This window comes from Wolbachia endosymbiont of Wiebesia pumilae (genome assembly GCF_017869285.1).
Classification (GTDB): Bacteria; Pseudomonadota; Alphaproteobacteria; order Rickettsiales; family Anaplasmataceae; genus Wolbachia; species Wolbachia pipientis.
The window spans coordinates 665,478-685,419 of the sequence record NZ_CP054557.1; the positions used below are offsets into that span (position 1 = coordinate 665,478).

Below are 19,942 nucleotides of genomic sequence, written 5' to 3' on the forward strand. Positions count from 1 at the left end.
TGTAAAAAGCAAGATTCAATCTGGTGAACGAGAGTTAACTGACAGAGGAGATTGACACGTATGCCTTTATCTTTAAGATTGTTTATCAAGTATAGACATCAGCTCGCCCCATTCTCTTTTACCAATATTACTTTCTTCTCTAGTAACGTTTTCCCCTTTAATTAATTTGCGAATTATTTCTAGACCAGTTCTTGAAATACAGGCTGATTCTAGGCAATATTCAACAAAGGCATTGTAGACCAGTGGAACCCATTTTTTTATTATATCCAGCATAACTTCTGCATAAACTCTGATTTCATATTGGGCATGCTTATCAGCTCTAAGCTTCAAAAAATGAAGGAGATTATGCAGATCTATTTTCCAATAAAATTGCGTGTAGTAATTAAGCATTAGGTTAGTTCTGGCAATTTCTCTTGCAAGCCCCTGCTCAATAAATTTTTCATAATGAGAATATACTAAATTAGAGTCATTTATTAGAGAATCTATTATTTCCTTTGAGGTATCTGGATCAAAAGCTTCCCCGCTACCTTGTTTATTATTGTCAGATTGTTTTGCAACTTGTTCTGGTTTAGGTGTATAAAATTCATTATCAAGTATTGAATACCTTGCTGAATATTCATTCACATTTGCAGTTCTATGCCTTATCCATTGCCTTGCAACAAAAATTGGAAGTTTCACGTGAAACTTAATTTCACACATTTCAAATGGAGTTGTATGATGATGTCTCATTAAATACTTTATAAGTGCTTCATCCTGACTTATCTGTTTTGTTCCCTTGCCATAAGAAACACGAGCAGCTTGAACTATAGCGCTATCAGAGCCCATATAATCCACTACTCGAATAAATCCATGGTCTAATACCTTATGTTCTTCATATAAGATTGCATCTATTTCTTTTACTATAGTTCGTTTGGTTGCTTCATTCATAAAATATCCTCAAGACGAAATGGAGATATCAGCTCCACATGAATTGAGTTTTTCATGCATTGCTTCATATCCTCTCCATAAATGATGTGAATTGTTTATTATAGTTTCTCCACCGGCTACCAAAGAAGCAAGCACCAAAGCTGCTGTTGATCTTAAGTCAGTAGCATATAGATTAGCTCCAGATAAGCTTTTTATTCCACTTATAGTAGCTTTGCTTTTCTCGATGCTGATATTAGCACCTAACTTTCTCAATTCATCTGCATGTGTAAATCTGTTTTCAAAAATGTTCTCTTCAATTACTGATATCCCATCAGCGATGCACATTGCAGACATCAGTTGTGGTTGCATATCACTGGGAAAATTGGGATATGGATCTGTCGCAACGTTAGCAGACTTAATAGAGCCATTTTTTCTGGAAATAACAATGCCTCCATCATACAGTTCAACCATAGCTCCTATAGTCTCCAACTCATTTGTAATACACCTTATATCAGATAGATTTATTCCTTCCAACTCCAACTTACCACCGGTTATTATAGCAGCTAGTGCATAGGTGCCTGCTTCTATGCGATCTGGTATTATTTTATGAACACATCCATTTAGTGCTTCAACTCCTGTTATTATGACCTTTGTATTATCAATTTCAATATCAGCACCCATTTTCTTCAGAAAATCTATTAAATCAAGAACTTCCGGCTCAGTTGCAGCATTGTTTATTGTTGTCACTCCTTCTGCAAATGTTGCTGCCATTATTACATTTTCTGTTGCGCCAACACTTATTTTCTCAAATGTGATTTCTTTTCCTTGTAGCTTTCCTTTCACTGTTGCAATTATATTATAGCCGTCAATTTCAATTTTAGCTCCCATTTCTTCTAATGCTTTAATATGCATATCAACGGGACGCTTTCCAATGTTGCATCCACCAGGAAATGCTGTTCTCGCTTTGCCAAATCTGCTAAGCATTGGACCCAATATTAGAAAAGAAGTTCTTAGCTTACTTGCGGTTTTATATGGCATCACGTGATTGTTGATATTGCTGCAGTCAATTTTCAAAGTATGGTTCGCTTTATAATTTTTATTGTGCATAAAGTTCACTTCTGCTCCAAGACTTTCAAGCAACTTAGACATTAGATGCACATCAATTAAATCAGGTACATTATGCAAAATTACCGGAGAGCTACTTAATAGACTTGCTGCCATTATTGGTAAAACAGCATTTTTTGAGCCATTAATCTTGATTTTTCCGACCAAAGGTTTGTAGTTATTTCTTATTAATATCTTGTGCATTTAATTAGATATAAAGTATAATTCATTAGTTTATTGAAGTCTTACTAAGTATAATAGATTGACCGTAAAAGGCAAAATTTGCTTTTTCTTCCTCATCATCCCAGTGTCATGCTACCTGCATGACACCTGATGCGAATTGCCCCCGAAATTTTATACTATGAATTACTCAAATGACGCTCTCGAGCTTTATCAAACCAAATAACACCAATTGCAACAATGAAATAACCAGCTGCTCCTAATGTAAGGCGAATTACTGCATCGAAAGTTGACAGAGGAGGAGACGGCATTAGAATGCTCAAAACACTATACACAAGATTATTTGTTGCATGAGCAATAGTTACTGGCCAAATCGAGTTGTCTTTTTCAAACAACCAGGTAAACATTATAGACATTGCACAAATATAAAGGGTATAAGCACAAATAGTCGGGAATGTAAAGCCATCCTTCCACAAAGCTGAGCCAGCAACCACATAAGTTGGTATGTGCCATACTGACCAAATAATACCGACAATAATTGCTCTGATATAAAAATTTGATATTTTGCTTTTAAGATTTTTCAAAAGATAGCCACGCCAACCGATCTCTTCACCAAGAGACATAATGATCCACATCACAAAGGTTGATAATAAAACAAATAACATCACTAATGGACTCAAAACTGCACTCAAATCCTTTACACGGTCTAACGTAAAAGACTCTCGGAAAAATGAAAAACCGCAATAAATTGACAAAAGACCATTGGAAATTAGCATACTTACCAGAATAAGTATAAACCCTGATAGACAGTTTTTTGGCGAACTAAGTTTAAAAAGATCCCTTACCTTCTGTTTATTATAAATGGTTAGCAAAATTGCAACTGAAGCCGGAACAAATGTTGTTAATAATGTTATGTCTTTGAAAGGTAAGCACCAAGCTATAATGCACGTCAAAAAATATGTAATTACAACAAATAATGTACAATTAATAGTGGTTAAATTCATGCATACGCCCATCAATTCCTTTTCTGCATTATTGATCTTTATTCATAAATTGTCAATAAAATACTTCTTCAGGGATGAATAGAATATTTTTTCTTTTTGAATTGCTATTGATAGTTTAATTTTTATATGTATTCCCTTTCACAACCGTTTGTCATTCCAGTGTCACGTGCTGGGATGACAGTAGGAGAGCTGCTTGCATGACAAGAGGAGGGTACTGGAATGACAAGAGGAAGACACTGGGGTGACATCAACTAAACTTGTCCAAATATGAGCGATGCATTAGTGCCACCAAAACCAAACGAATTAGAAAGTGCATATTGAATTTTATGCTCCTGAGCTTTAAACGGTACAAAATTTAAATCACATCCTTCTGAAGGCTTGTGTAAATTTAAGGTTGGCGGAATAATTCCATTATTTAACGCAAGAATACTGAATATTGCTTCAACGCTCCCTGCAGCACCAAGTAAATGTCCTATAGAAGATTTAGTTGAAGAAACAGGTATTTTATAAACGTAGTCACCGAATAACTGTTTCATTGCTATTACTTCAATTTTATCTCCAAGTGGCGTTGAAGTTCCATGTGCATTGATATACCCTACTTGATTGGGATTAATTTGTGCGCTCTTTAAAGCAAGCTGCATTGCCTTAAATGCGCCTCTTCCTTCTGGATGTGGTGCTGTAATGTGGTGCGCATCTCCTGTGAGTCCGTACCCAACCAGTTCAGCATGTATTTTTGCCCCCCTTTTTTTCGCATGTTCGTATTCCTCCAGCACCAATATACCTGCTCCTTCACCCATAACAAAACCATCGCGTTCTTCATCCCATGGCCTTGAAGCTTCTTCCGGTTTATCGTTAAATTTAGTTGATAACGCCTTCATAGATGCAAAACCTGCAATTCCAACTCTACACAGTGCACTTTCTGCTCCACCTGCAATCATAACATCCGCTTCACCAAGTTTTATAGTTCTTGCTGAGTTTATGATTGCATGCGCACCTGTTGCACATGCGGTTACTGCTGAATCGTTTGGACCTGTAAATTCGTATTTAATAGAAATATGGCCAGATATCAAATTTATTAGACTTGCAGGGACAAAAAATGGACTGACACGTCTGGGCCCTTTTTCCTGCATGGTAATAACATTTTCCTGAATTGACGGAAGACCACCTATACCAGAGCCAATAGTCACACCAACACGTTCCCGATTGATATTTTGGCTTTCCAAAATTAATGAATCATCTACTGCCTGAATAGCTGCTGCAATACCGTAATGGATAAAACGATCTGTCCTTTTTGAGTCTTTCTCAGAAATATAATCTAGTGGATTGAAATGGTGCTCAATGTTGTCTGATTGCAACGGCACCTGCCCTGCAATTTTGCAAGCAAGATCAGAAGAGTCAAATCTATCCGTATTGATTGCTTTTATACCAGACTCACTTTTTATTAGCCTTGACCAAGTGTTGTCAACATCTGCCGCTAGTGGAGTGATTAAACCAACACCAGTGACTACTACTCTTCTGCTCATTTAACACTAACTATTAGCCTTTTTTATTATTAATGTACTCAACTATTTGCTCCATAGTTTCCATTTTTTGTGCGTCTTCATCTGGAATTTCTATTCCAAACTCTTCTTCTGCTGCCATGATGATTTCAACTGCATCTAAGCTGTCTGTACCATGCTCCGAAAGCTTTGAAGAGCTGTTGAATTTCTCTACATCCTTACTAATATGCTCTAGTATAATCTTTTTCACTTTTTCTTCTATGTCTTCTCTAGTGCTCTTTGCTAGTTCGCTATTCACATTTCTTACCAAAAAAATAACCTATTCTTTGATGTTATAAAAAATTTTTATGTTTGCAATATCTTTTATAACTGGTAAACTACAGTAAAGTTTTCTACTGCCCTAGCTGGCTAGCGTTACGTGCTAAACAATTAACAATTCAAAAATGCTAGACGAAACAACAAAAAATTTGCTTATTGTAGAAGTAAATAAACTCTTACCCGAAAATAGCGAGAATAAGCTTATATCAGCTATGCGTTATATACTCCTTGCTCCTGCAAAACATATACGCTCCTTTTTAGTCGTAGCTTCATCGCGAGTGTTTAACGCGGAAGCTAAAAAAGTAATATCAGTTGCTGCAGCAATTGAATTTGTTCATGCTTACTCTCTAATTCACGATGATTTACCGTGCATGGACAACAGTGATACTCGCAGAAGCCAGCTAAGCTGCCATAAAAAATTTGATGAAGCAACAGCAGTGCTTGCCGGAGATGCACTACTTACTCTGGCTTTTGAGGTATTATCTTCGTTAAATGAGAAACGCTGTGAGATCATAAAAGTTCTTTCTCAGGCAATAGGAATTAGGGGAATGGTGGGAGGACAGGCTTTAGATATTAACAGTGAGCATATAGATTTTAGCCCCCAACCCTCTGTCATTCAAGTAGCGGACACTGGGATCCAGAAGGCTTTGCCTACAAGCATTTCGTGCAAAAAGCCATGCGATAGTGGAGCTGAACATGAAATGGATTCCAGTGTCAGCTACTTGCATGACACCCTTTCTACCTTAAAACTACAACATTCGTACGGCTGTATGTATGACGCTGGAATGACGTCGGGCCAAGCTGATAAAATAAAAGAAATTCATTTGATGAAAACCGCAAAACTATTTGCAGCTTCATGTGAAATAGGTGCTATAATAGGGGGTGCTACAGACAAGCAACGTAAAGCGTTATATAACTATGGAATAAATCTAGGGCTTATCTTTCAAGCTAAGGATGATATTGAAGACTACGAACAAGATAAAACAAATAATCTTATGTCTGTGCTTGGTAAAAGTGAAGTAGAGGACTATATAGACGGCCTCTTTAAACAAGGCTTGGATAATTTGAGTGCGCTTTCAGGGGATACTAATTATTTATATGATTTATTGAATCAAGTAAAGAAAGATGGTTAGAAAAATTATATTACAAATGCTTATTTCCGTAGTAATGATTCTCACTTTAACTTCTGCTTTTGTGTTTACTATTGTCTATATAAACAAAGGTAAACCGGAAAAAAAGGACAAGCTTTATGAGATAAATGCCACGCATGGTGGTTTGATACAGACGATAGCACATTACCTAGTGAAGCCAATACTTGAATCAGCACTTGACCGCTATATTGAAAAGCATGGGCTGACAGAATATTTAGAAGAAATAACGCAGCAAAAGGAAGAAGATTCAATAAATTTTTATGAAATTACTGAAGGCAGTGGCAGCAAGGCTTTTTGTGGCCTGGAAGTCCTATTGCAAATATATAAAATTTCTAATAATAACTCAGCAACACTCCCTAGCAAAGTTTCTGATGTTACTTTGAAAATAGGTCAAGATGACCTAAAAGAAGTGAGTTTAGGGGTAATAGGTATGAAAGAAGGCGGAGAGCGTGTAGTTACTATTGCCAATGAGAACAAAATGAATTTTAATTCTTATTACGTCAAACTGATCGAAGTAAAGGATAAATATCCCGACTCAGTAAATAATCTGATGGTTTTTAATGACTTAATTAACAAGACTGGAAAACAAGTAAGGTGCGGTGATGAGATATCGGTTAAATATAGCGTAAAGGAGCATAATGAGGAATATATAGTCAAAGATCAAACAGTGCAATTTAGGGTTGGCGATAAAAAAATACCACTTGCTATAGAGCTTGGAGTTGTGGGAATGAGAGCTGGTAATAAAAGAACTATTCTTTCTCCGCCTGACCTTTTGACTATTACTGACGATATGTTAATAAAAGACATAGATTATGATGAAGAAAATATCTCAATAATTGACTTAAGCTTAGATGTTAAGCAAGAGGTCGCAGCACACCATTCTACTGTTGAAAAACAGCCTAAAGAATATAGCTGAAATTTTAGGTCTACTGGCTAATCTTCTGAACACTCTCTATACTACTTAAAGTAGGCTTTTCGTTTTTCCTAAAGTATAAACTTAGATAAATCAAGCTGCTTCGAAATTGACTCAAGTTTATCTTTTACATACTTGCTGTCTATAATGAATTTTTCGCTATTTTTCTCAGAAGCAATGAAACTTATTTCATCTAAAAGCTTCTCCATGACAGTGTGAAGCCTTCTTGCGCCTATATTTTCCACTTGCCTATTAACTGTAAACGCTATTTCAGCTATGGTTTTTATACCATCATCAGTGAACTCAAGTGTCACATTTTCTGTTTTCATTAAAGCTATGTACTGCTTTAACAAACTAGATTCTGGTTCCTTTAATATTCTTATTAAATCCTCTTGAGTAAGTGCCTTAAGTTCTACCCTGATCGGTAATCTGCCCTGCAATTCCGGTAAGAGGTCAGATGGTTTAGACTGATGAAAAGCACCAGATGCAATAAATAATATATAGTCTGTTTTTACATGGCCATACTTAGTTGTAACAGTTGTTCCTTCAAGTAATGGTAACAGATCGCGTTGCACTCCTTCTCTGTTTACTTCACCTTTTACTTCTGTACGCGCTGCAATTTTGTCTATTTCATCCAAAAATACTATACCGTCATTACTAACAAGATCAATGGCTTCTTTGATTATCTTATCTTCACCCATTAGCCTTTCACTTTCTTCATTAATTAATATTTCACGCGCTTCTTTTACCTTCACCGTAATAGTTTTTGTTTTTTTGCTCCCGTTAAACATCTTGCCCATTATTTCTGTTACATTCATCACACCAACTTGCCCACCTGGCATGCCTGGTATATCGAAAGTAGGTAACATACTCTTGCTCTCTCTGACGTTAATAGAAACTTCTCCGTCCTCAAACTCTTTATTCCTCAACCTTTCTCTAAAATTTTTTTTACTCTCTTCGGTTGCATTTTCGCCTACCATAGAGTTTACTATTGTTTTCTCAGCTAAAATTAAAGCCTTTTTAGCTAAGGCTTTACGGGCTTTCTCTTTAACTAAAACTATTGCTGCATCAACTAAATCGCGTATTATCGAATCAACGTCACGTCCAACGTACCCTATTTCAGTAAACTTCGTTGCCTCAATTTTTATGAACGGTGCACCGGCAAGTTTTGCTAAGCGACGAGCTATTTCAGTTTTACCAACCCCTGTATGACCGATCATCAATATATTCTTAGGTATGATTTCATCACGCAATGGAAATGGAACCTGATTGCGACGCCAACGATTTCTGAGCGCAATAGCAACAGCACGCTTTGCATCATCCTGTCCGATTATGAATCTGTCCAATTCTTTAACTATCTTCTGTGGTGGCAGGTCATCTAACAAAACTTGAGTGCTGTCATTAACTTGAACATCGCTGTCATTTGAATCAAAACCACTCTTAGTATCTTTATAGAGGTTATCTTTTTCATCGTAGGTGTCACTACTACAAGACCGCCCTTCTGAAAGGGTTATGGGCTGATTGGAAAAATTGGTGCATAAAGTTTTTTGCTTGGAAGACATATCACTCCTCTATCTTTTCAATAACTACATTATGATTTGTATAAACACATATATCGCCAGCTATCTTCATAGCCTTTTTCGCAATTTCCTCTATTGATATTCCTTTAATGTCAATTAAAGCTCTTGCTGCAGATAGAGCAAAATTTCCCCCAGAGCCAATAGCTGCGACTCCATCTTCAGGTTCAAGAACATCACCTGTTCCCGTAATTACTAATGAAATAGATTTATCTGCAACGATCATCATAGCTTCTAATTTCCTCAGATATTTATCCATTCTCCAGTCTTTTGCAAGTTCAACACATGCTCTCATTAATTGCCCTGGGTGCTTGTCAAGTTTAGATTCTAATCTTTCAAAAAGAGTAAATGCGTCGGCTGTTGCCCCGGCAAATCCAGCAATTACGGAATCACCAGAAAGACGCCTAACTTTTTTTGCTCCAGATTTTATAACAGTGTGGCCCAGTGAAACTTGTCCGTCACCTATTACTACTACACTTTTATCTTTTCTAATTGATAATATAGTAGTGCCATACATTTTATTGTTATCGTGTTGAATCATTTTTCTATCACTTTAAATAAGAATCTCATTATACTTTAATCTTTAGTCAAATTTACTAAATATGTTCAACTATAGCTTATAATATAATACCTTCCTTATAACATTTAAAGTGCAGATGCAAAACATAATTCACCCAGATTTGGAAAAAAGTATAAATAATTGGTTCGAAGCAAAATTTAATGGCCTTACATCGCCATTTTATAGCTCTATAGATCTTAGAAACTCTGGCTATAAAATCGTTCCAGTAGACGCTAATTTATTTCCTGCGGGGTTCAATAACTTAAGTGAAGAATCAAGAACGATGGCAGCAAGATTGATAAAAAGCTATTTTAAAAGACATCAATACAAAAAGGTTCTTATAATACCGGAAAATTATACACGCAATAAAATGTATATAGAAAACGTATTTGTTATAGAGAAAATACTACAACTCGCAGGTTTTGAGACTAGAATTGGCCTTTTATATAATGAAGTATACAATTTAATAGAACAGTATGAAACTGTTGTGAAAGAAAACTCTCTGCTAAAGACAACTTCAGGATTTGTGCCTGATGTTATTATACTGAACCGTGATATGACGAGCCACATTCCAGACACGCTGAAAGACGTAAAGCAAGATATAGTACCAAGCCCACTATACGGTTGGCATAGCAGGCAGAAATTTAAGTATTTTGAAATCTATCAAGAATTAGCATCTGAGTTTTGTGGCAAATTTAAAATAGACCCATGGCTAATTTCTGTGCTTACAGAGAGCTGTGATGGAGTTGATTTTGATGATGATTTGTCACTAGGAGCAGTAGCAACTAAAGTTGACCAAATATTATCTCTAGTGCAAAAAAAATACGAAGAATATAAAATAAAAACACAACCTTACGTTTTTATCAAAGCAAGCAATGGCACATATGGGATGGGCATTATAACAGCAACAAGTGGAGAGGAAATATTAAACCTCAATAAAAAAAAGCGTCATAAAATGAAAAAGATAAAAGAAGGAATAGCAATCAATAGCGTTATTATACAAGAAGGTGTACCAACCATTGACATGTTTAAAAGCAGTTCTGCAGAACCGCTAATATACTATATAGGAGATACTTCAACATGTTACTTATACCGATGTAATAGCAGAAAAGATGTATATTCTAGCTTGAATGCCACTGACTGTGAGTTTCATGATGTTAGCCAGGTTGTAGAAGGTAAAATTCTATCACTTTGGAGTATTGTTAGCAAATTAGCAGTACTAGCGTTGGCAGTAGAAATAAAATCTTTTCATCCCTAATTCTTATACCTCTACAGTGCTGTCATTAGAATGACCGTTTATATTATGAACATCATCAAGTTCAGTGGAAGGATCATCATTGACAGGTTGATTAAACAACTTATCAAGTTGAACTGCAAGAAATACTGCACTATATATTATGCTGACTGTTACGCTTAAGTTGAAATTATAGATTATACCACTACCCAAGTTTATTGGTATAGTTGGAGTTTCTATCCTTCTTAATATGAAGTTTAATAAACCTAACGACAAAGTTAATGTGCTGATAATAAGGTCCTTCTTACACTTAGCAGACTTTTCAGGATCCTTATTATCCAGATATTTCTTGCATGTATAATAATAGCTTATAGGTTCTGAAATGAACAAAAATAGGATCGTTGATGTTGAACTAATATAACTTGTTACATCTGCATTACCTCTAGCCAAAAAATGGATGACTTTCAACATCATCAATGCTTCTATGGTGCTGCTTGCAAGGTTAGCCGATTTACCCAAAATTTTTGCTAATTCTTTTTTACCCTTAGGGTCTTTATAATCTTTTACCAAATCCCGTAAGATAAATGCAGAATGGGCAATGTATAGGGTAGATGTCGGAAATTTCACCCATCGGGCAACATTCTTTATAAAGGAGATATTGGATCTATTATTGTCAATGAACTCGCAGCAAAATTGCAGTGAAATCTTACACAATAGGGCTGTTAAACCTGTTGTGATGCAGATTACCTTTCTGATATCATGATTATAAGCATCATGTACCTTTTGTGCGGGCGTGTTAGATTTCTTTTTTAGCTTGTTTAGCATAAAATAGTTAATAAAATAATAACTTTCTGTTATTCTATCACATAAAATCCTAAAAGAAAAGCCCTATGAATCAGGACTTTAAGGGAGATTTATGCACAAATCGGCTAAGCATTTTATAAACAAGGGATCGGTACTGAGAGTTGGCACACGAAAGTAATATCCATCCTTGATAATTGCTTTATATTCTATATCAAGTTCAACTAGAGTTTCTGAATGCTCAGAAACAAAAGATATAGGTGATAGAACTACAGGTACACCATCAGCTTTTGCGCGTAATAGCTCACTTTCAGTGCTTGGCTCTAGCCATTTTACAGGACCAATCTTACTCTGATAACATATTGACCAATCTAAGTTATTGATAGCTAACTTTTCTACTATTAACTCTACGCTTCTTTCTACCTGTGAAGCGTAAGGGTCGCCCTTTTTAATGATACTAAGAGGTAAGCTATGAGCTGAAAATAGGACTCTTGGTTTACCGATTTTGCTAGCCAATTTATAGTACTTAGCTATCAGATTAGCGTGAGCTTCAATAAAATCTTGGTTATCATAATAACGGTGAATCATTTTTGTATTGCATTTTAGGCCATACCGTTTAGCATTTTTTTGCCAATTCTCGATGGATGACAGAGTTGTGGTAGTTGAATATTGTGGATACAGTGGCAACAGAATTACTTCGTCAGGATCAAATTGTTTTACACTTTTAACAACTTCGTCGGCAAAAGGGTGCCAGTAGCGCATGCAGATGAATACCTTGTATACATGGTTTCTATCTTCATTTAATTTTAGTTCTAAAGCATTAACTTGTGCTTTCGTATTATCCAAAATCGGCGATTTACCTCCGATTTGCTCATATATTTCTCGTGCAGTATTTTCTCGTTTCGCAGATATAAACTTTGCTAAAAGAAACCGAAAGGGATTCGGTAGATTGATTATTCTCCTGTCATAAAAAAGGTTGAATAAAAAAGGACGAACCGCATTCAATGAATTAGGTCCGCCAAGGTTAAATAAGATAACTGCCTTTTTCACCTACGCACTACTACAACAAGTTACTTTTGGGGTGCCTATAAAATTAGCTACACACTCATCAAATTTAGTTATGGGCACTAAATTTCTTACACTTGCATACAATAAATGACCTGATCTCTGCAGGTTACTCTTGGTAGATGTGAAGCTCCAATCGAAAAATGTATCGACAAAAAGACTTGGTACCGTTTCAAGAAGTTCAACAGCAGCTAAAGATAGCATTATACAACTTTGCAGGACATTCAGAAGAACCTTGAGGGGAAAAAGTAAAACTTTAACGAAAAGAGAGGTGCTATTTGTTTCATCCAGTAGTCGCCCTGAGTTAGGCGAATTATACTCGGTGTGTTTTCTATTTTGATCAAAGATAGGAAATTTTATAGTATCTTTCTTAAATTCCGCGTCTATTTCTTTTCTACTATGGTTAGTGATTTTTTCCATTAACTTCTCACGCAGATGAAAAGTTCTGACAATAAAACATGTGGCAATCATTAAGGAAGCACATAAAAGTGCGCATTGCATGAGGCTCATACTGCCTAGCATAGCTGGCAGTGCAAAACAAACAAGCGGTGCTATGATTGTCATTTCAAGAAATGGAATAGTGTTTCTTTTCATTGCAAAAGCAGCACCTTTTTTTAATTCTGTATTATGATGTAAGCTATATTCCAAAAAGCTTAAAAAGGCCAAATTAAAAGTTAAAAATCCTTTTGTTCCACAAAAAAGTGATGACTTAAAGTTACTTACTAATTTTTTAGTAGTAGATTTAGCTTGTTTTTTAGTGGTAGGCTCAGCTTGTTTAGTAGTGTTATTTTTACAACATTCACCCATACAATACCTCCTTGATGGTTTATTCTTAACTATAAATAAAAAACTGCTTTTATCAAATCAAAATTTACAATAAAATAAATCTATAAATATACTATTTTATATAAGGAAATAATATGGCAATTGAGAGAACACTTTCGATATTAAAACCTGATGCAGTAAAAAATAATATTACAGGCAATATAAATTCCTACATCGAACAATCTGGGCTGAAAATCACAGCACAAAAAATGATGTTACTAACAAAAAAACAAGCAGAGCTGTTTTATGAAATTCATAAAGATAGGCCTTTTTTTGGGGAATTAGTAGAGTTTATGACCTCTGGTTCTGTGGTAGTTCAAGTTTTAGTTGGTGAAAATGCAGTAAGTAAATACAGACAAATCATGGGAGCTACCAATCCAAAGCAGGCAGATAAAGGCACAATCAGGGGTGATTTTGCTGATGATATTAGTGAAAATAGAGTCCACGGCTCGGATAGTCTAGAAAATGCTCGTAAGGAGATAGCTTTCTTTTTTGCTGAATGTGAGTTGGTGTAGTTAACTCAGATTGGCGTCATCCAAGTAGCTGACAACATAGAAACGAAAAAACTTGCTTGACACCCTCCGCCAGCCCCCTTATCATGAAACTGAAGCTATTGTATTTGCTTTCGCCAATCTGCAGATTAAAAGGTAAGGATTACTTAATGTATCGGCGTCTTATGTTCAATTTTTTGCAGTATATAGATACTGTATGTCTTTACAAAACTTCATCTACATCTAGGTTTTTATCTAAATAAGCTGAACGCGCTTATAAAGCGTTACAAGACATCAAAAAATGCCAATACTCGACAGAGATAGTAAAAGACTAGCTAACTCGGGGATTCTTTGTCTTTTTTTCTGCTTAGTAAATTTCTTAAACATTTGCAGCGTAAGTTAGTTGCAATTAAAAGCGGCTGAATCTCGCTTGTCAAGCGTTTAAAACATAAAAAACGCCAATATTTTAAAGCGGATAATAACCCCAGGGCTTCTTTTGCCTTTTTTTTCATTTGGTAAATTTCTTAATATTTATAGCTAAAGTAATTTAAAAGTCCGTGAAGGGCGTCATGCCAGTGCTTGACACTGGCATCCAGTTTTCCATATAATCTCATCAAAAATGTTTATTTTCTAGCTACTTTTATACTTATCAACCCAGTATGCTTACTTACAATTAAAATTTCTGGATCCCAGTGTCTGGGCACTGGGATGACAGCTAGCCTGACAACCGTCATCCCGCTACTTGTTAGCGGGATCTAGAGATACCGAGAATGAATCGCGGTATGACGTAGGACTGCTGTCATTCCAGTCTGGAATCTAGTTCTTATTGTACATTTACTTGGTAGAGTTAAATTTCCTGGATCCAAGTAGTCGGCTACTCGGATGACAGGAGAAGGTACTGCCGTCATAAAGGAACCAGTGTCAGCTACTTGGATGATACCTTTTTTCTACTTAGTTTGGGTTATGCAAGAAGTCTATTATAATCAGGCTTTAAGTGTGCGGAAGTAATTTTTTTCGTTAAAGTAAAAAATTTTTTCTATAGCTGATCAAAGTGGGATCAAGAGAAACTTACCACTTTCTTTACAAAGGGTTTGATGTTACCATTTGACTGCCTATTCTGAATTTATTGAATGAACGTTAACATAAAAAATCTAGTTCATGCTTTCTCTAAATTGCCAAGTTTAGGGCCATCATCATCACGCAGGTTAGTTATACATTTACTCCAAAACAAAGAAAAAGTTATGCTACCACTTGCATCTTTGATTAAAGAGCTAGCAGATCTTATAATAGAGTGTGAAGTTTGCGGAAATCTAGATACTAAGTCACCTTGTTCTATTTGTACTAACCCAAAACGTGACACTAAGTTACTGTGTGTAGTAGAAGAATTAGGCGATCTATGGGCGTTTGAAAAAGGAAATATATATTCAGGTTTATACCATGTTTTGGGTGGCAGATTGTCTGCAATAAATGGCATAGGTCCAAAAGAACTCAACCTTGACACTATTCTGAAAAGAGTGACAGAGTCTAAAATTGAAGAGATAATTATCGCAATTAATCCGACATTAGAGGGTCAAGTTACTGCACAATATATAATTGAATTGCTAAAAAATTTGGATGTGAAAATATCACGTCTTGCTTGCGGCATACCAATGGGCGGAGAAATTGACTATCTTGATGAAGGAACGCTGAGGATAGCACTTACTTCAAGACAAGAATATGAGTTAAATATAAAATAAGACATGTGCTTAAAAAAACTTATATCGCTAATAACATTCAAAAAGAAAGAAATAGCGCCACCACTTAAAGTGGTGGCTTGGGAAAATGACCGTCTAAACTATAAGCAATTTTCAGGTAAATTTAACAATATAATTAAAACAATTGATCAGTCTTTTACAATAATATCTTTGGAAGGATATGATGGATGGGGCAAGACGTTTTTTTTGAAAGAATGGGTAAAAGAGTTAAAACAGCAAAATGAAATTGCAGCTTATTATAGTGCATGGGATATCAATGCATTGGACCAACCACTGCCTTCTTTTTTAAATTTCCTATTTGAAGATTTATTTGTATCGTATAAAGTAAAAAGAAGTGTTATACAACAGTTCAAGAACATAAACCAAGAGCTATTTTCTCTAAACACACTAGGAAAGCTGATCAGTAAATCTCCACTTGCTATGCTTTCAGTATTTCTTGATGCTGCAAAAGAGGCTGATAAAAAAGACATAGGTTTTGTCTTGAGTGAATTAAGTCTTCTCCAAAGAAGAAAAGAGAGTACTAGAGATTTTAAAACACAGTTAGCGGATGTGGTTCATAAAATCAGAAAAGACAAAAACATTTATATAATGGTGGATAATCTTGATGTGTGCCGTCCTAAATTCGTTGTCGATTTTTTGGAATCTATAAAGTATATGCTTGATGTGGAGGGGCTGGTTTTCATTATTTCTGTAAGTAAAGATAAGAGTAATGTACAAAGAGCAATCAGCACAATACTTGGACCAAATTTTGACCTAAAATCTTTTACTGATCTCTCTTTACATTTGCCAAAACAACCGATAGAAAAATTTACAAAAGAACTATTTGAAAATATTAAATTACCGAAAAAGTCAAAAAATTTGATTGTAGATAGTTTTATATTTTATGCAGAAAGCCTGTCACTATCGTTAAAAACAATAGAATACTGCGTAAAAAAAATAAAGCTGTGTCTTCTGAATCACACAAGAGAAGAATTACCTGATCCGAATTTGTTTTCATTTTTGGTAATACTGCAATCGATAAATATTGATATATATGAGGAATTAGGTTTTTCATATCAAAGAGCATTGGAAAAAATTGAAAATGAATATAAATCTTTAGTTCTAAATGGTCAAGAAGAATGGGAAAAACTTAAAACCTCTCTAGAAACTGCTTTTGCAGAGAGGGAGTCAAAAATTAACAAAGCTATAAAGGATATACTATTTTGAAAAGATACCCTACCTTTACATATACAAAGATAGGGTAACATTTGATTAACGCCCTTTTACTATGTCATTACCTTGTTCAAACTTTCTGATTAATTCGCTTACATTGACATTAGATAATTTTTTACCTGCAGATTTGTCATTATGTGAAGCATCAGGTTTACGAAGGTCTTCCTTACTGTTACTCCTAGTAATATTACATCTAACAATGTTTGAATTATTAGACTTATCGCTTACATCTGAAATATTGCTTTTTTCACTACATGAAGACGAATTACTCGACATATTGCCTAAGCTAAAGAGCTTTTTACCTTGATAGATTGGATTCCAATCAAGTGGATTATAAGTTTTTTTGCTAGTCTCAACCTTTTGGTTATTTTGCTGTTTAGGAGAAAAACCAAGTTTTTCTCTTTCTTTCTTGCTTAGCGTTTTGAGAAATTTTACGGTTTCTAATTCATCAGTTGCTTGTACTTTATGTAAATCAAAGCTTTTTTGATGGTTATCCTGCTTAACATTTTCCATCATTTTATCTTTTATTGTTCTATCCTCATCATCAGAAGTGCTGCTACTAATATCACTGATACCACTATCCCCTGAATTGCGGCGTTGTTTGTTAGGAGTGCTATGAATGTTGTCTTCCATGAGTTTTTGCATTGTTGGGCCAAATGTTCTTCCAAGATTGCTACTCACTGTTTTATTACTATCATTTGCTTGAGAATGAGGTACATTTCGCTCAAAAATTGCTTTTATTCCAGTAAATTTAGCTTGGGAAGATTTCGGAGGAACAGGTGGGGCAACCATGCCTTTTGAGTTAATCTTTCCTTCATTTTGAGGAAAAATTTTTGGATTATTTTTTTCTACTGTAGTATTCATTTTTTTACCTCTAAACCTATTAACTAATAAAAGTATAAACTTAGAGGTATTAATTTTGTAATAACAATGCTAATAGATTACCGCAGTTTCAATAAGCATCACCAGAGGATTCTCTATATAATGCTTAAAGGCATTTAAAAACTTTGCTCCGAGTGCCCCATCAACTGCTCTATGGTCAACAGAGAGCGTTACTGTCATTATTTCTGCTATTTCTATTTTCTCATTCATAACAATTGGTTGTTTTTTAGATGCACCAACTGCCATAATGCAAGATTGCGGCGGATTGATTATAGCACTGAAGGCTTTTATACCAAACATCCCTAAGTTGGAGATAGTAAACCCTCCTCCTTGAAACTCTTCAGGTTTCAATTTTCCAGATCTTGCTCTGCTTACTAAATCTTTCACTTCTTTTGATATAGATAAAATACCCTTTTTATCAGCATTTTTTACTATAGGAGTAATTAGCCCATCTTCAAGTGCCACAGCGATTGAAATATCTATATTTGAATATCTCAGTATTTTATTATCTATCCACGAAGAATTTATATCAGGAAATTTTTTCATGCTGAAAGCTGCAGCTTTTATGATTAGATCATTAATTGTTACTTTATTGTTTTCATCTGCTGAGTTAATCTCGTTTTTTAACGATATTAACTTATCAACCTGGCAATCTACAGTTAAATAAAAATGTGGAACATTCTGTTTTGATTCAGTCAGGCGCTGTGCTATCACTTGGCGCATGTTGCTTACTTCAACTATGGTATCTTTCTCAGGACTTTCAGTATGTATACCACTGCCTAAAAACTCCAACACATCAGCCTTAATTATGCGACCATATGGTCCTGTACCTTTTAATTGCTGCACATTAACCCCTTCATTTTGAGCTATTTTCTTAGCTAATGGGCTTATTTTTGTTCTACCTTCTGCATAACCCTCTGTCATCTGAGTAGCTGACACTGGGATCCATTCTTCTTTTCTAGATCCCAGTGTCAAGCACTGGGATGACATTGAGGGGTTGGATTCCAGCGTCACGCGCTGGAATGACACCGAAGAATTACTTATTGGCTTTCCGTTTAAATCTTGGTGTTCTGATTTTTGATTATCAACAGCACTTTTTGTCACTTCCTTTTTAACTGCACTATTGATGGAAGTTGAAGTATAGTTGTTAAGTGCACTTTCATCTTCTCCTTCTTCCAGCATTAAAGCTATTGGTTGATTTACAGACACGCCACTTGTTCCTCCTGTTACTAAAATTTTTGCTATGACTCCTTCATCTATAGATTCAAACTCCATTATGGCTTTATCAGTCTCTATCTCAGCAATTACGTCGCCTACTTCAACTTTGTCTTGTTCTTTTTTATGCCACTTTACAATTTTTCCTCCAGTTTTGCTCATTGTCGGTGAAAGAGCAGGCATTAATATTTCTATAGGCATTGATTTTGCATTTAAAGATCTATTCAATTTTTAATTTACTCTTTATCTTATGTCAACCTAATCGTGAATTATGATGAATAAGTCTGTTACACTATCCCTCACGTTATCCCAGTGCGTGACACTGGGATCTTGGTTCAGTACTATTATCCTATTGTTTTTATTATTTAGCCATAGCTTGTTTGCTAACAACTTTGTTTCAACCAAATCAAATAAGATCAACATGAGAACGGGGCCAGGGTTTCACTATCCTGTAAAATGGATATACACTTGCAAAAATCTGCCCCTGAAAGTGATAGAAGAGTTTGAGAGTTGGAAAAAGGTCTGCGATATAGATGAAGACTGCGGATGGATAAAAGGCAATCTTCTTAGTGATAAGCGCTACGCGATTGTAAAAGAAGATACTTATGGATATCAAAAACAGAGTGTAGACAGCAAGATTACTATGAAAATAGACAAGTTTGTTGTGATGAAGATAGAAAAATGCAACGAAGAATGGTGCTTTCTTTCCACCCCAAAACGCAAAGCATGGGTACAAAAAAAACATATATATGGGGTTGATTAGGTTGACAAAAGATCTGAATTAACACTAGTTTCTGGGCCTTCTGTAGCATGCTCTTCAGATGAAGCAGAGGGTTCTTGAGGCTCTGGAGACTGTACAGGGCTATCACAGAAACTCCTTAACATCTCCTCAGCGGATGAATCTAAAATTTGTACAATAGACTTTTCACTCTGCTCTTTTAGCGATTGATCCACTCTAGAAATCAACTCAGAAAACTCGCTACCTGATTTTTCAGCTTCACTTTTTATTTTACTTTCTATGCTTGCAATATTACCTTGGTCAATTTCTTCTTTTGTTATGTTGAATGACTTTGCAACATCTTGATATCCAATCTTGCAATTTCCACAACCAATTATGCAAAAAGTAATAGAATCAGATATTTCGCTTGCAGCCCAATTATGTATAGTGTAAGCCAAATAATTGTCATGGTATTTAATGCTAAATTGTTGTTCTATTAACTCAGAAATTTTATTCTTTAGAGACATAAAGCAC

The 19,942-nt window shown here is 35.3% G+C and carries 22 protein-coding genes; 7 read left to right on the top strand and 15 right to left on the bottom strand.

Going from position 1 to position 19,942, the window contains the following annotated elements; genetic code table 11:
- Positions 1–72: 72 nt before the first annotated feature.
- From thyX to acpP, 6 genes are all read right to left on the bottom strand, one after another.
- Positions 73–927: an FAD-dependent thymidylate synthase gene (gene thyX / locus HUB92_RS03465; protein WP_209472369.1), complete on the bottom strand. Its 855-nt coding sequence runs from the start codon at positions 925–927 to the stop codon at positions 73–75.
- Between the two features lie 9 nt (positions 928–936).
- Positions 937–2,214 carry a UDP-N-acetylglucosamine 1-carboxyvinyltransferase gene (gene murA / locus HUB92_RS03470; protein WP_006279833.1) on the bottom strand — a complete coding sequence of 426 codons (1,278 nt, stop codon included), beginning with the start codon at positions 2,212–2,214 and terminating at the stop codon, positions 937–939.
- 155 nt (positions 2,215–2,369) lie between these two features.
- On the bottom strand, positions 2,370–3,194 hold the full coding sequence (locus HUB92_RS07255) for a CPBP family intramembrane glutamic endopeptidase (protein WP_458695330.1): 825 nt from the start codon (positions 3,192–3,194) through the stop codon (positions 2,370–2,372).
- Positions 3,195–3,316: 122 nt separating this feature from the next.
- A complete protein-coding gene (locus tag HUB92_RS06960) occupies positions 3,317–3,442 on the bottom strand; it encodes a hypothetical protein (RefSeq protein WP_255322260.1) in 126 nt (41 codons plus the stop codon).
- A gap of 3 nt (positions 3,443–3,445) precedes the next feature.
- Entirely contained in the window at positions 3,446–4,717 is a 1,272-nt protein-coding gene (gene fabF, locus HUB92_RS03480) for a beta-ketoacyl-ACP synthase II (protein ID WP_010082030.1), read from the bottom strand.
- A gap of 13 nt (positions 4,718–4,730) precedes the next feature.
- Positions 4,731–4,991, bottom strand: a complete 261-nt coding sequence (gene acpP / locus HUB92_RS03485; protein WP_006279836.1) for an acyl carrier protein — start codon at positions 4,989–4,991, stop codon at positions 4,731–4,733.
- Between the two features lie 145 nt (positions 4,992–5,136).
- Here acpP and HUB92_RS03490 point away from each other — a divergent pair, with 145 nt between their 5' ends.
- Together HUB92_RS03490 and HUB92_RS03495 are read left to right on the top strand one after the other, a co-directional pair.
- Positions 5,137–6,144, top strand: a complete 1,008-nt coding sequence (locus tag HUB92_RS03490) for a polyprenyl synthetase family protein (RefSeq protein ID WP_010082029.1) — start codon at positions 5,137–5,139, stop codon at positions 6,142–6,144.
- Positions 6,137–7,078, top strand: a complete 942-nt coding sequence (locus HUB92_RS03495; RefSeq protein WP_209472373.1) for an FKBP-type peptidyl-prolyl cis-trans isomerase — start codon at positions 6,137–6,139, stop codon at positions 7,076–7,078. Before HUB92_RS03490 ends, HUB92_RS03495 begins: the two co-directional genes overlap by 8 nt.
- 68 nt (positions 7,079–7,146) lie before the next feature.
- Here HUB92_RS03495 and hslU read toward each other — a convergent pair whose 3' ends face one another.
- Together hslU and hslV are read right to left on the bottom strand one after the other, a co-directional pair.
- On the bottom strand, positions 7,147–8,637 hold the full coding sequence (hslU, locus tag HUB92_RS03500) for an ATP-dependent protease ATPase subunit HslU (protein ID WP_209472375.1): 1,491 nt from the start codon (positions 8,635–8,637) through the stop codon (positions 7,147–7,149).
- A gap of 1 nt (position 8,638) precedes the next feature.
- Positions 8,639–9,193 carry an ATP-dependent protease subunit HslV gene (hslV, locus tag HUB92_RS03505; protein WP_006280198.1) on the bottom strand — a complete coding sequence of 185 codons (555 nt, stop codon included), beginning with the start codon at positions 9,191–9,193 and terminating at the stop codon, positions 8,639–8,641.
- Positions 9,194–9,308: 115 nt separating this feature from the next.
- On the opposite strand from hslV, the gene gshA reads away from it, so the two are divergent.
- Positions 9,309–10,469, top strand: a complete 1,161-nt coding sequence (gshA, locus tag HUB92_RS03510; RefSeq protein ID WP_010963085.1) for a glutamate--cysteine ligase — start codon at positions 9,309–9,311, stop codon at positions 10,467–10,469.
- A 3-nt stretch (positions 10,470–10,472) separates the two neighbouring features.
- Here gshA and HUB92_RS03515 read toward each other — a convergent pair whose 3' ends face one another.
- The 3 genes from HUB92_RS03515 to HUB92_RS03525 form a co-directional block, all read right to left on the bottom strand.
- Positions 10,473–11,270: a hypothetical protein gene (locus HUB92_RS03515; RefSeq protein WP_209472377.1), complete on the bottom strand. Its 798-nt coding sequence runs from the start codon at positions 11,268–11,270 to the stop codon at positions 10,473–10,475.
- A gap of 78 nt (positions 11,271–11,348) precedes the next feature.
- Positions 11,349–12,296 (bottom strand): ferrochelatase, encoded by a 948-nt coding sequence (gene hemH / locus HUB92_RS03520; protein ID WP_209472379.1) that lies wholly within the window; start codon positions 12,294–12,296, stop codon positions 11,349–11,351.
- Positions 12,297–13,118, bottom strand: a complete 822-nt coding sequence (locus tag HUB92_RS03525; protein ID WP_209472381.1) for a hypothetical protein — start codon at positions 13,116–13,118, stop codon at positions 12,297–12,299.
- 113 nt (positions 13,119–13,231) lie between these two features.
- On the opposite strand from HUB92_RS03525, the gene ndk reads away from it, so the two are divergent.
- Positions 13,232–13,651 carry a nucleoside-diphosphate kinase gene (ndk, locus tag HUB92_RS03530; RefSeq protein WP_209472382.1) on the top strand — a complete coding sequence of 140 codons (420 nt, stop codon included), beginning with the start codon at positions 13,232–13,234 and terminating at the stop codon, positions 13,649–13,651.
- A 599-nt stretch (positions 13,652–14,250) separates the two neighbouring features.
- On the opposite strand, the gene HUB92_RS06965 is transcribed toward ndk, so the two are convergent.
- Positions 14,251–14,361 (bottom strand): WPE palindromic element domain-containing protein, encoded by a 111-nt coding sequence (locus tag HUB92_RS06965; protein WP_080717651.1) that lies wholly within the window; start codon positions 14,359–14,361, stop codon positions 14,251–14,253.
- Positions 14,362–14,757: 396 nt separating this feature from the next.
- Between HUB92_RS06965 and recR the strand changes: the two genes are divergently transcribed.
- Together recR and HUB92_RS03545 are read left to right on the top strand one after the other, a co-directional pair.
- Positions 14,758–15,363 carry a recombination mediator RecR gene (recR, locus tag HUB92_RS03540; RefSeq protein ID WP_010963080.1) on the top strand — a complete coding sequence of 202 codons (606 nt, stop codon included), beginning with the start codon at positions 14,758–14,760 and terminating at the stop codon, positions 15,361–15,363.
- A 3-nt stretch (positions 15,364–15,366) separates the two neighbouring features.
- Entirely contained in the window at positions 15,367–16,587 is a 1,221-nt protein-coding gene (locus HUB92_RS03545; protein WP_209472384.1) for a KAP family P-loop NTPase fold protein, read from the top strand.
- Between the two features lie 45 nt (positions 16,588–16,632).
- On the opposite strand, the gene HUB92_RS03550 is transcribed toward HUB92_RS03545, so the two are convergent.
- Together HUB92_RS03550 and HUB92_RS03555 are read right to left on the bottom strand one after the other, a co-directional pair.
- Positions 16,633–17,457, bottom strand: coding sequence for a hypothetical protein (locus HUB92_RS03550; RefSeq protein ID WP_209472386.1), 825 nt, complete (start codon positions 17,455–17,457; stop codon positions 16,633–16,635).
- Positions 17,458–17,526: 69 nt separating this feature from the next.
- Entirely contained in the window at positions 17,527–18,891 is a 1,365-nt protein-coding gene (locus tag HUB92_RS03555; RefSeq protein ID WP_209473373.1) for a pyruvate dehydrogenase complex dihydrolipoamide acetyltransferase, read from the bottom strand.
- 70 nt (positions 18,892–18,961) lie between these two features.
- Here HUB92_RS03555 and HUB92_RS03560 point away from each other — a divergent pair, with 70 nt between their 5' ends.
- On the top strand, positions 18,962–19,453 hold the full coding sequence (locus HUB92_RS03560; protein ID WP_007551030.1) for an SH3 domain-containing protein: 492 nt from the start codon (positions 18,962–18,964) through the stop codon (positions 19,451–19,453).
- Here the strand turns inward: HUB92_RS03560 and HUB92_RS03565 are convergent.
- The gene (locus HUB92_RS03565) at positions 19,450–19,935 is read right to left on the bottom strand and encodes a WBM0748 family T4SS-associated protein (RefSeq protein WP_010082090.1); all 486 of its coding nucleotides are present in this window, start codon (positions 19,933–19,935) and stop codon (positions 19,450–19,452) included. The genes HUB92_RS03560 and HUB92_RS03565 overlap by 4 nt on opposite strands.
- Positions 19,936–19,942 lie beyond the last annotated feature (7 nt).

Coding starts and splice junctions, on each gene's coding strand:
- HUB92_RS03555 (WP_209473373.1), bottom strand. CDS start 18,891: ATGCCTATAGAAATATTAATGCCTGCTCTTTCACCGACAATGAGCAAA.
- HUB92_RS03545 (WP_209472384.1), top strand. CDS start 15,367: ATGTGCTTAAAAAAACTTATATCGCTAATAACATTCAAAAAGAAAGAA.
- thyX (WP_209472369.1), bottom strand. CDS start 927: ATGAATGAAGCAACCAAACGAACTATAGTAAAAGAAATAGATGCAATC.
- HUB92_RS03565 (WP_010082090.1), bottom strand. CDS start 19,935: ATGTCTCTAAAGAATAAAATTTCTGAGTTAATAGAACAACAATTTAGC.
- murA (WP_006279833.1), bottom strand. CDS start 2,214: ATGCACAAGATATTAATAAGAAATAACTACAAACCTTTGGTCGGAAAA.
- HUB92_RS03560 (WP_007551030.1), top strand. CDS start 18,962: ATGATGAATAAGTCTGTTACACTATCCCTCACGTTATCCCAGTGCGTG.
- HUB92_RS06965 (WP_080717651.1), bottom strand. CDS start 14,361: ATGACGGTTGTCAGGCTAGCTGTCATCCCAGTGCCCAGACACTGGGAT.
- HUB92_RS03515 (WP_209472377.1), bottom strand. CDS start 11,270: ATGCTAAACAAGCTAAAAAAGAAATCTAACACGCCCGCACAAAAGGTA.
- HUB92_RS06960 (WP_255322260.1), bottom strand. CDS start 3,442: ATGTCACCCCAGTGTCTTCCTCTTGTCATTCCAGTACCCTCCTCTTGT.
- ndk (WP_209472382.1), top strand. CDS start 13,232: ATGGCAATTGAGAGAACACTTTCGATATTAAAACCTGATGCAGTAAAA.
- HUB92_RS03525 (WP_209472381.1), bottom strand. CDS start 13,118: ATGGGTGAATGTTGTAAAAATAACACTACTAAACAAGCTGAGCCTACC.
- HUB92_RS03495 (WP_209472373.1), top strand. CDS start 6,137: ATGGTTAGAAAAATTATATTACAAATGCTTATTTCCGTAGTAATGATT.
- HUB92_RS03490 (WP_010082029.1), top strand. CDS start 5,137: ATGCTAGACGAAACAACAAAAAATTTGCTTATTGTAGAAGTAAATAAA.
- HUB92_RS03550 (WP_209472386.1), bottom strand. CDS start 17,457: ATGAATACTACAGTAGAAAAAAATAATCCAAAAATTTTTCCTCAAAAT.
- gshA (WP_010963085.1), top strand. CDS start 9,309: ATGCAAAACATAATTCACCCAGATTTGGAAAAAAGTATAAATAATTGG.
- hslV (WP_006280198.1), bottom strand. CDS start 9,193: ATGATTCAACACGATAACAATAAAATGTATGGCACTACTATATTATCA.
- hslU (WP_209472375.1), bottom strand. CDS start 8,637: ATGTCTTCCAAGCAAAAAACTTTATGCACCAATTTTTCCAATCAGCCC.
- HUB92_RS07255 (WP_458695330.1), bottom strand. CDS start 3,194: ATGAATTTAACCACTATTAATTGTACATTATTTGTTGTAATTACATAT.
- fabF (WP_010082030.1), bottom strand. CDS start 4,717: ATGAGCAGAAGAGTAGTAGTCACTGGTGTTGGTTTAATCACTCCACTA.
- recR (WP_010963080.1), top strand. CDS start 14,758: ATGAACGTTAACATAAAAAATCTAGTTCATGCTTTCTCTAAATTGCCA.